General features: G+C 64.2%; 7 protein-coding genes. 3 read left to right on the forward strand and 4 right to left on the reverse strand.

Features of this window, described 5'->3' with window-relative positions; genetic code table 11:
* The 3 genes from EOA24_RS18115 to EOA24_RS18125 form a co-directional block, all read left to right on the forward strand.
* The coding region (locus EOA24_RS18115; RefSeq protein ID WP_245501813.1) for a S24 family peptidase at nt 1–409 on the forward strand (409 nt) is incomplete at its 5' end.
* Nucleotides 410–539: 130 nt separating this feature from the next.
* A complete protein-coding gene (locus EOA24_RS18120; RefSeq protein ID WP_127409952.1) occupies nt 540–4,829 on the forward strand; it encodes a tetratricopeptide repeat protein in 4,290 nt (1,429 codons plus the stop codon).
* 23 nt (nt 4,830–4,852) lie between these two features.
* Nucleotides 4,853–5,620 carry a hypothetical protein gene (locus EOA24_RS18125; protein WP_126083387.1) on the forward strand — a complete coding sequence of 256 codons (768 nt, stop codon included), beginning with the start codon at nt 4,853–4,855 and terminating at the stop codon, nt 5,618–5,620.
* A gap of 61 nt (nt 5,621–5,681) precedes the next feature.
* On the opposite strand, the gene EOA24_RS18130 is transcribed toward EOA24_RS18125, so the two are convergent.
* From EOA24_RS18130 to EOA24_RS18145, 4 genes are all read right to left on the reverse strand, one after another.
* On the reverse strand, nt 5,682–6,692 hold the full coding sequence (locus EOA24_RS18130) for an ABC transporter substrate-binding protein (RefSeq protein ID WP_126083388.1): 1,011 nt from the start codon (nt 6,690–6,692) through the stop codon (nt 5,682–5,684).
* Nucleotide 6,693: 1 nt separating this feature from the next.
* The gene (locus EOA24_RS18135; RefSeq protein ID WP_126083389.1) at nt 6,694–7,461 is read right to left on the reverse strand and encodes an ABC transporter ATP-binding protein; all 768 of its coding nucleotides are present in this window, start codon (nt 7,459–7,461) and stop codon (nt 6,694–6,696) included.
* Nucleotides 7,458–8,327: an ABC transporter permease gene (locus EOA24_RS18140; protein WP_127409953.1), complete on the reverse strand. Its 870-nt coding sequence runs from the start codon at nt 8,325–8,327 to the stop codon at nt 7,458–7,460. The genes EOA24_RS18135 and EOA24_RS18140 overlap by 4 nt, the downstream gene beginning before the upstream one ends.
* Before the next feature lie 238 nt (nt 8,328–8,565).
* Nucleotides 8,566–8,848 (reverse strand): YkoF family thiamine/hydroxymethylpyrimidine-binding protein (locus EOA24_RS18145; protein WP_189353991.1); only part of this gene is annotated, 283 nt, incomplete at its 5' end.

Raw genomic sequence — 8,848 nt, forward strand, 5'->3', positions numbered from 1 at the left:
GGTCAATCTCATGCCCTCGCCCGTCACCATAGACGTGCCGATCGTGTCGTGGATCAGCGCCGGTGAGCTCGGCAGCCAGGACAGCGTCGTCAACCTCTCCGACTATCCGACCATCCCCACCGCCGACCTCGAGGAAGGCGAATGGATCGCGCTGCGCGTCGACGGTCCGTCGATGAACAAGATCTCGCCGCCGGATTCGATCATCTTCGTCAATTTGCGCGACAAGCGGCTGGTGACCAATGGCTGCTATGTGATCTCGGACGAGACGGGACGGGCCACCTACAAACGCTATCGCCCGAATGACAACCCGCCGTTCCAGCCGGCTTCCTACCTGGATATCCCGCCGCCGGAACTGGAGGGCGCGATCACCATCATCGGCCGGGTGAGAAGGTCGATAATCGATATGTGAGGGTGGATCCCTCGGTGCGAGATCGACTTCGGCGGCCCGCTGCAATTTATGCTTGCATTTTAGAACAAAAACAGAACTATATAGGAATTGCCAGCCGCGGTCGCGGCATCTCCGGGGGGAGGATCAAACCATGTCTCGCCGTACCGGCGCGGTCTCGCGCATATTCGTCGCCGTGCTCTCACATGGGCTGGCGTTGGCGGGGGTGACGGTGCTTGGCGCGCTTGCCACGCCCGCCTTTGCCGGGGACTATGCCCTTTGCTTCGGCGACGAAAGCGGCGGTCAGGGCAGTGACCAAAAGGAAGCGAATGTCGACCAGGCCGCGGTCGATCAGCGCATCGCTGCCTGCACGGCGATTGCCGAAGACGATACGCAAGCGGAGCGCCAGCGGATCAAGGCCTATTTCTATCGGGGCTCCGCCCGGGACGACAAGGAGGATTGGGACGGCGCGATTGCCGATTACAACCAGGCGATCGCGCTCGATCCAAAGGCGACCTCGGCGCTGTTCAACCGCGGCACCGACTGGTCCAACAGGGGCGATTACGACCGCGCGATCGCGGACTTCAACATCGTCATCAGCCTCGAACCGTCCGCCAGCGACGCCTTTTCCAGCCGCGGCTCGGCCTTCCTTCGCAAGGGCAAGATCGACGCGGCCATGCTCGATTTCCAGCAGGCGATCGAGGCCGATCCGCAAAACGGTGACGCCCATACGGGCCTCGGCACCGCCTGGAGCAAGACGGGCGAACGCGACAAGGCGATTGCGGAATATGACAAGGCGATCCGCATCGATCCGGCCGATTTCATTGCGCTGGTCAATCGCGGCCTCGCCTACGCCGCCAAGGACGAGTTCGACCGCGCCATTGCCGATTACGACGCCGCGCTGGCCGTGGATCCCAGGAGCGCCGATGCCTATGCCAACCGCAGCGCCGCCTGGATCGGCAAGAGCGACTGGGCGCGCGCCATCGCCGATGCCAACAAGGCGATCGAGCTCGACGCCGGGAACGTCGATGGCTACTACGCGCGAGCGGTCGCCTGGGCGAGCAAGGACAACGACGATCGCGCCCTTGCCGATTTCGACAAGGTGATCGCGCTCGATGCAACCGATGCCAGGGCGTGGCTCGGCCGGTCGCTGATGCGATCACGCAAAGGAGACAGCGCCGGCGCGGCGGCCGACTGCCGCAAGGCCATCGCGCTCGATCCGAAGAAGATTGGCAGTTGCGATGCGGGGCCAGCCGACGCCGAGGTGCCTGTGGCGGAAACGGCGTCCAAGTCGGATCTTTCCTCTTTGACCAAGCAGTTGGAGGCCACCGGCAGGCAAGTTCGTTCAAAACTTGCTGCCGGGGAGATCAGACGAGGGCTGGAGCTGCAGCAACAGGGCGACCTTGCAGGGGCGATCAATTCCTTCAGCATGGCCATCGCAGAGGACCCCGACAACGCCGACGCTGTTTACGACAGGGCGGCGGCAGCGGCCGCAAACGGGGATGACACCCTTGCCGCGAGCGACTGCCGGCGCGCTGTCGAACTCGACCCGCAACGCGCCGGTGCGTGCGCCGCGCTCAAGGCCGGCCAGCAAACCGCTCCGGCCGCGACGACACAGGACCAGGCTGCCCAGGATCAGGCCGCCGCCAGGATACTGGTCGAACGCGCCGGCGCGCGCCTGGCGAAATACGGTGTCGAAGGCGCGCTGCTCGATTTCGACAGGGCAATCGGCCTCGATCCCAAGAATGCCGACGCCTATCTCGGCCGCAGCCGCGCCAGGACGCTCAAAGGCGACCAGGCCGGCGCGGCGGCCGATTGCCGGCGCGCCGTGGAGCTGGATCCCGCGCGATCGGGAAGCTGCGACGAGCAGGCTGCCGGCGATGAGGACAAAGCTGAACAGGCGCAGGACTTGGAGCAGTCGAAGGCGGCGGACGCCGTCGTCGCTCCGGCTGACACCGCGGCTTCGGCCGAGCCAGGTGCGAGTGACGATCTTTCGCCTGCCGATCCGAAGTTGGCGAAGCTTATCGACACCAGCGATCCCCGCGTCCTGGTCGCGGTGGCCAAGGGCGACAGCCTCTTGCACGAAGAAAACTATGACGAAGCGATCGAGGCCTATGAAGAGGCCATCGCGATCGACCCCGAGAGCCCGCTCGCCTATTTCGGTCGAGGCAAGGCTTTTGATGGCAAGAAGGATTTTGCCCGCGCCATCGCCGATTTCGACAAGGCCATCGCCATTATTCCCGACGGCGCCGCGCTCCTCACGCGCCGTGGTCTGGCCAAGGGCGCGGCGGGCGACGCGGACGGCGCGCTTGACGATTGCATCAAAGCTATCAGGCTCGACCCGAAAGCAAGCCGCGCCTTCTTCTGTACTGGAGCGGCCTGGTACGGCACCGGAGACCCGAAACGAGCGATCGAGGCCTTTTCATCGGCGATCGAGATCGATCCGAAAGACGCCGCCAGCTATTATGGCCGCGGCATGGCGCGGGTCGACGCCAAAAACTACGCCGATGCCATTGCCGACTTCGACCAGGCGGCCAAGCTAGACCCGCACAATCCAAACTACGCCGCCGCGCGCAAGGCGGCCACGGCCGCGCAGCAGAAAGGCGGCATGGGCGGTAATTCGATCATGCCATCCTCGAAGGAACTCGCGGCTTTCGTCGATCGCGGCTATGCGTTCTACCACAAGGGCAAATATGATCGTGCGATCGCCGAATTCAACAAGGCGATGGCGATCGATCCGCAAGATGCCTCGCCCTATGTCGGACGGGCCATCGCGCTTGTCGACAAAGGCAAGTACGACGCGGCGATCAAGGACTACAACAAGGTCATCGGGCTCTACCCCGACTATTCGGACGCTTACATCGGTCGCTCCGTCGCGTGGACCAAAAAGAACCAACCAGATCGCGCCATCGCCGATTTGAGCCGGGCGATCGAGCTCGACGCCAATGACGCGCAGGCCTATTTCGGGCGCGGCGGCGCCTTCGCCGCCAAGGGCGACTACGACCAGGCGATCGCCGATTTCGACCAGGCGCTGAAGCTCGATCCGAAGATGACGGTTGCCCGCGAAGGCCGCGAACTGGCACTGGCGGCGAAAGGCAAGGCCGCAGCCTCCCAACCAACCGGCCGGCTTCCGAACAAGGCAGCGGAAGACGCTATCGAAGCGGGCGATATCTGGCGCGGTCAAAACCAACTCGACCGCGCGCTTGAGCAGTACGGCATGGCGATCGCCGCCGACCCATCCAATGCCCGCGCCCATACCTTGCGCGGCTTCACCTATACGCTGAAGGGCGATTCCGACCGGGCGTTGGCCGACCACAACAAGGCAATAGAGCTCGATCCCAAGTCTACCGACAGCTATTTCAATCGTTCTCTCATCTGGCGACAGAGGGGCAAGATCGACCGCGCCATCGCGGATCTGACCACCATCATTTCGTTGCAACCGAACAATGTCGACGCTTATGTGCTGCGCAGTCGAGCCCTGTCTGTAAAACACGATTGCGAGGGCATCATCGCCGATTCGACAAAGGCGATCGGACTGAAGCCAACGAATGCCGAAGCATGGTTCAACCGCGGATTCTGCTGGAACAGGAAGAAGCAATACGACCGCGCCATCGCGGATTTCGATGAAACCTTGCGTCTCGATCCAAACTACACAAATGCCCGCAAGGAGCGCGACGATGCGGCTGCGGCGAAGGCTTCATACAAGTCAACGACTGCCGACGCCGCGGCGATGGACGACGCCACCAAGAGCGGCATAGCCCTGTACAACAAGGGTCAATACGATCTTGCAATCGCAAAATTCGACCATGCCATAGCGATCGATCCCCACAACGCTGAGGCTTTTGGGTATCGCGGTCTCGCGTGGGGACAGAAGGACAATTACGATCGAGCCATAACCGACTATGGCAGCGCGATCGCGATCGAGCCAAAAAACAGCAGCTATTATTCCGCTCGCGCTTTCGCCTGGACGGCCAAGAACGACCACAAACGTGCCATCGACGATTTCGGCAAGGCGATCGAGTTCGATTCCACCTATGCCTCGAACTTTCATGGTCGAGGCATCAGCCGAATGATCATCGGGGATTACGATGGCGCGATCGCAGACTATGGCAAGGCCATCGAACTCGATCCGAACGTTGCCAAGGTGCATGTCGATCGTGGAATTTTGTGGGTAGTCAAAGGCGACTTGAAGCAAGCCCAGGCCGACTTTGAGACGGCTATCCGAATCGACCGGAACAGCCCCGGCGGCTACTACGGCAGAGGCCTTCTGCGGGCGCGAGCGGGCGACCAGGACGGGGCAATCACCAGCTTCAATCAAGCCATCAAGCTTTACCCCAGATATGCAGATGCTTACACCGCCCGAAGCCTGGCTTGGGCAGCCAAGGGCGATTTGAAACGCGCCAAGGCCGACCGTAAGAAGGCGCTGACCCTCGGGGGAAATTGAACGGGGATCGGGAGGGCCGGCGAATGTCACCTTGGAAATGGTTGCAAGTGGTGGCGGTCATCCCCGTGAGCATCGTTGGGGCTGACGTGATGCCAACGACGTTCGGCGGCGGACATCACCACTATCAGTCTGTGGCGATGCCGCCCCGGGCGCTGGCCACCGCCGACATCGATGCCGAGATCCGGAAGCAGAATCTCGGGATCTTCGAGGCCATCGCCCGGGAATTTCCGGACGACTACGATGCGATGCTGCGTAAGATCACTGCCGCGGCCCAGGCTGGAAACCAAACAGAAGTGCGCAATATCAGCAGGCAGGCGGTCGCCGATCTCAGGCATAGATACGCGCCGCTCCTGCCCACGACCCCCGACAGCAATGCTTCGGAAGTGCTTTCGGCGCAACTCGACATGCTCAATCATGTCATGGCGCGCGAGACGCCGGCCACCTGCAACAATTACCTGCGCAACGGGCCGGACGCGATCAATGCACCCGGCCACGATTTCCTGGCTGACCTGGACAGGATCGGCGCCACGCTGTTCCGCGCCTACGGCGCCGCCAAAAGAAGCCGCCTGCCGGCGGCTGTGCCCAGCGATCAGGATTGGTCGCTGGTCGCCGACGTTTTCACAAAAATCGGCGGCACGCCGGCAGAGATGGAGGCTATCTCAAACGCCAACCAGGACTTTCCAGGCCTGTGTCCGGCCATGGCGAAATTCTATGAGGCCGCCCTGTTGCTGCAAGGCGAAGCTGGGTGGCACATCAAAACCGCGCTCCTTCGCGCCATCGTCGAGAATTAGGCTCCGCACCGGATTTCCCGCAAAGGCCAGCGCAAAGCCGCGTTCCTTCGGCGCTTGGCCCCTACTCCAGAAACTCGTTCGTAAAGTATGCGCCCAGATCCGGCTTGTCCTTCAGCGCCTTGCCGTTGCCGTCGAGCAATATCCCCGAGGCGAACAGATAGCCGCCCATAGCTTCCATCTTCGCCTTGTCCATGGTGCCGATGGCGCCGGCCGCACTTTTCAGGAAATGGCCGTCGTTGAGCGCCTTCAGCGATGCATCGATCAGCGCCGTGTTGGTGAGCGTGTCCTGGTTGGCGGCGACCAGCAGCTCGCCTGCCTCCTTCGCGTGGTCGACGGCGAAGGCATAGCCGGCCCGCGTCGCCTGGACGAAGGCGGCGGCGGCCTTTGGATTGGTGGCGAGGAAGGCGTTGCTGGAAACGATCAGCGTCGTGTGCTCGTCCGGCACGCCGTAATCGGCGTAGCGGAAGCTGCGCTGCTTGAGGCCTTTCAGCTCGGCCTCGACGCCTTCCCAGGTCGAGACTTCCAGCGTGAAATCGACCGCGCCATTGGCCAGCGCCTCGTAGGCCGAGGTGCCCAGCGTCACGGTGGAAAAATCGCCCTTGCCGCCGTCCTGGCGGATGATGGTCTGCAACAGCGCGTTCTCCCAGGCGCTGCCGAAGCCGCCATAGGTCAGGCCGTCGAGATTCTTCGGGCTTTTGATGGCGGCGCGGTCGGCGTTGAAGACGACGCGGCCGGTTTCCGACTGGACGACGGCATAGACGGCCTTCAGGTCGGCGCCGGCGCTCTTTTGCGTGAACAGGCCGAGCGAACCCGAAATGCCGAAATCGGCAACGCGGTTGGCCACCAGCGTGCCCGAGCCGGTGTCGCCATAAGGCAGGATTTCGACGTCCAGCCCCGCGTCGCGGTAAAAGCCTTTGTCGCCGGCAACGAACAGGCCGATGTGGTTGGTGTTGACGGTCCAGTCGAGCGCGACGGTGATTTTTTGCGCGGCGGCCCGGGCCTGCGTAACGGCCCCGGCAAATGGCAGGCTGGCGGCCAGGAACAGCGCCTGCCGGCGGGTGAAGTCGGTCATTTCATTTCTCCATCGGATGGTCGGGAATTGGGGTCGGCTGACCAAGCAGCGTGTCGAGGATGCCGGCCTCGATCGCGGCCGCCTCGCGGGCGAGCGCGGCGCTTTCGGTACGCGGGCGCGGCAGCGGCACCGCCACCTCACGCACCACGCGCGCGGGCCGCGCCGAAAGCACATAGATGCGGTCGGACAGAAGCACCGCCTCGCGCACGTCATGGGTGATCAGCAGCGCCGTCCAGCGGTGGCTTCGCCACATGCCTTCGAGCCAGCGCTGCATGGCCGCCCGGGTCAGCGCATCGAGCGCGCCGAACGGCTCGTCGAGCAAAAGCATGTCGCGCTGCTGCACCACGGTGCGCAGCAGCGCCGCGCGCTGGCGCATGCCGCCCGACAGCTCGGCCGGCCAGGCGCGCTCGAAGCCGGCAAGGCCGAATTCGGCGAACAAGGGCGCCACGCGCTCGCGCGCGGCCCGGCGCGTCATCCCCTGCACTTCAAGCCCCAGCGTGGCGTTGTCGATGACGCGCCGCCACGGCATCAGCGCGTCGCGCTGCGGCATGAAGGCGAAGCGGGCGCCATCGAGCGGCGCGCCGTCGAAACGCATCTCGCCCTCGCCCCGGATCGCGCCTGTGAGGAGCTGAAACAGCGTCGACTTGCCGGCGCCGGAGGGGCCGAGGATCGACACGAACTCGCCTGCGCCGACATCGAACGAAACGCCGCCAAGAACCTCGAGCGCGCCGAAGTTTTTGCGCACATCGCGAAGCTCGAGCCGGGTCATGGCCGGTGCCCGGAGGGTTCGGCCTTGCGGTCGGCCCTCTCCCAGGGCATGGCGAGGCGCTGCACCAGGACGGCGAGGCCGAACAATGCCAGCGTCAGCGCCGAGCTGACGGCAACGGCGGCAAGCACGAGGTCGGGCCGAAAGTTGTTCTTGGCGCTGAGCATGTAGATGCCCAGCCCCTTCGCGGCGCCCGCATATTCGGCGAAGATCGCGCCCACCACCGCATAGGTGATGGAGATGCGCAGTCCGGCGAAGAAATAGGGCATCGCCGACGGCAGCCGCGCCAGCCAGAATATGCGCGAGCGCCCTGCCCCCATGGCGGCAAGCATCTGGCTTATTTCGGCGCTTGTCGCGGCATAGCCTTCGACCAGCGCCACCATCTTCGGGAAGAAGGTGACCAGCGCGACCAGCAGGATCTTCGGCAAGAGGCCGAAGCCGAACCACAAGGCCACCAGCGGCGCGATCGCCACCAGCGGCAAGGTCTGGCTGGCGATCAGCAGCGGAAACAGCGCGCGGCGCAGCGGGGCCAGGAAGTCGACCAGCGCCGAAAGCACGAAGGCGGCGGCGAGCGAGCGGGCGAAGCCGGCAAGCGTGGCGCGGATGGTGGGAAGCGTGTTTTCGGCGAGTGCCGCGCGGTTCTCCCAGGCCTGCGCCAGCACGCGGGACGGCGCGGGGAGCACGGTGGGCGCAAGGCCGCCGAGACGGGCGTAGAGCTCCCAGGCGAGGAGCAGCAACGCAAACGCGAGGGCGGCGGGAGCGATTTTGGCGAAGGTCGCCGTGAGAGCCAATCTCCCCCCTTGTGGGGGAGATGTCCGGCAGGACAGAGGGGGGCGCGAAGGAACGCCTCCCTGCGAAACTTGCCCCATAGCATCCGACGAAGGCTGCGCTTGCGAACGCCTGACATGCCGGCGGGACAGCGCCCCCCTCTGCCTTGCCAGGCATCTCCCCCACAAGGGGGGAGATTGGCCTTCACCTCGGCTTTCGCCAATGGCCGAAGGCTGCGCTCCCTCTTCAGAGAGGCGGTCAGATATGGGGCCCTCTCCCCCATGCAATAGGTCATACCAAACAGCCACGATAACTCTCCTAGACAGCTCGAGCTTGCGCTCAAACCGCGGTCGGGCTGTTGGCCGAGATGGTGATGTCGAGGGTCACATGCCCCGCGCCGGATCCGAAGCGGCAGAAGGCTTCGTTGAGCGTGGCAAACACTGCGCCGGCGTCGCCGCGCAGCCTGGTGCAGAAGTTCTTGGAACGGTCGAACACGCCGGACTGTTTCAGGAAGTCGATGCAGCCATAGATCTCGTCCATGTGATCGCCCGTGCCCATCACATAGAGCGAGAATTGCGCCGCCACCGCCTGGTCGGTCGAGGGCGTCGACCGACCAGGCGGT

The organism is Mesorhizobium sp. M2A.F.Ca.ET.039.01.1.1 (assembly GCF_003998035.1).
Taxonomy (GTDB): domain Bacteria; phylum Pseudomonadota; class Alphaproteobacteria; order Rhizobiales; family Rhizobiaceae; genus Mesorhizobium.